Below are 1,424 nucleotides of genomic sequence, written 5' to 3' on the forward strand. Positions count from 1 at the left end.
AAGCCATGCAATGCATGGCTTTTTAACTCATTGTTTTGTCTTGTCCTGAAATGTGTTTACACATTTTGGACTTATTTTATGAAAACCACTAAAACTAAAGACGTTAAGCGTACTCAGCGAGATTATACATTAGGCTTTAAATTATCTATTGTTGAGCAAGTAGAAAAAGGCGACTTCACCTATAAACAAGCGCAAAGTCATTACGGTATTCAAGGCCGCAGTACCGTTCTGGTATGGCTGCGAAAACATGGTAAATTAGATTGGTCTAAACCAACTTATATAGCCAACATGCCTAAATCGAAAGAAACCCCAGCACAAAAAATTAAACGTTTAGAGCGCGAGATAGAAGAGTTACGCCTAAAGGATTTAATCAAAGATGAAATGATTAATATTATGGATGAAGAATATGGAGCGGGCTTGCGAAAAAAGTACATATCCGAGCTATCACGCGCGCAAAAGAAAACCATCAAATAAAGCTTACTCCGTTATGCCGTGCATATGGCGTAACGCGACAAGGTTACTATCAAGCTATGCGCAGAATAGATGCTCGGAATAAAGAATTGGAGCCAGTCAAAGAATTAGTGATGTACTGGCGGCAATTCATGCCTCGTATTGGTGGGAAGAAACTTTATCTGATGATAAAGCCAGACCTGCAAGAGCGTGGCATTAAACTAGGTCGTGATTGTTTTTTTGATTATTTAAGAGAGCATGACTTTCTTGTAAAACCAAAGAAAAATTACACTAAAACAACAAACAGTAACCATTGGATGCGCAAGCATCCCAATTTACTAAAGGAATACATGCCTACTGCGGCCGAGGAAGTCTTCGTTAGTGACATTACATACGTAAAGTCAGCGCAAGGCGTGCATTACCTATCGTTAGTCACTGATGCTTACAGTCGAAAAATAATGGGTTATGAGCTGAGTGATGAAATGAAAGCAACCGATGTAGTCAGAGCATTAGAAATGACAATTAAGCAACGCGTATATAAACGTGATGCCATTCATCATTCAGATAGATGTTTACAATATTGCTCTGAAGTATATCAAAATGCGCTATTAAAAGAGGGCATTAGACCATCGATGACCGATGGGTATGACTGTTATCAAAACGCATTAGCAGAGCGTATTAACGGGATATTAAAGCAAGAGTTTTTACTGTATAAATGTCGCAATATGGCAGAGTTAAAACAGCTCGTTGAAGAATCGATATTTATATACAATGAAATGCGACCGCACTTAAGTTTGGATATGAAAACACCAAATCAAGTGCATAAAAAAGACCTGGCGCTTTCGCACCAAGTCTTTCATTAAAACCGCCAACCTATTTCAGGACGGGACATTTGCTGAGTATAAACGCTTAGTTTTGCTCGTCGCGCATAAATACTGGCTCAAGATCTTTAGTGGTTGCTTCAGGGCTAAAGT

The 1,424-nt window shown here is 38.8% G+C and carries 1 protein-coding gene; it reads left to right on the top strand.

Translation table 11 applies throughout. The annotated features are described in order from the left end of the window. Nucleotides 1-78 precede the first annotated feature (78 nt). A protein-coding gene (locus CWC04_RS19225; protein ID WP_138686191.1) for an IS3 family transposase occupies nucleotides 79-1,313 on the top strand; the annotation gives its coding sequence in 2 pieces (ribosomal slippage) (nucleotides 79-430 and nucleotides 430-1,313; 1,236 coding nt in all). The last annotated feature ends 111 nt before the right edge of the window (nucleotides 1,314-1,424 follow it).

This window comes from Pseudoalteromonas sp. S2893 (genome assembly GCF_005887105.1).
GTDB lineage: Bacteria > Pseudomonadota > Gammaproteobacteria > Enterobacterales > Alteromonadaceae > Pseudoalteromonas > Pseudoalteromonas atlantica.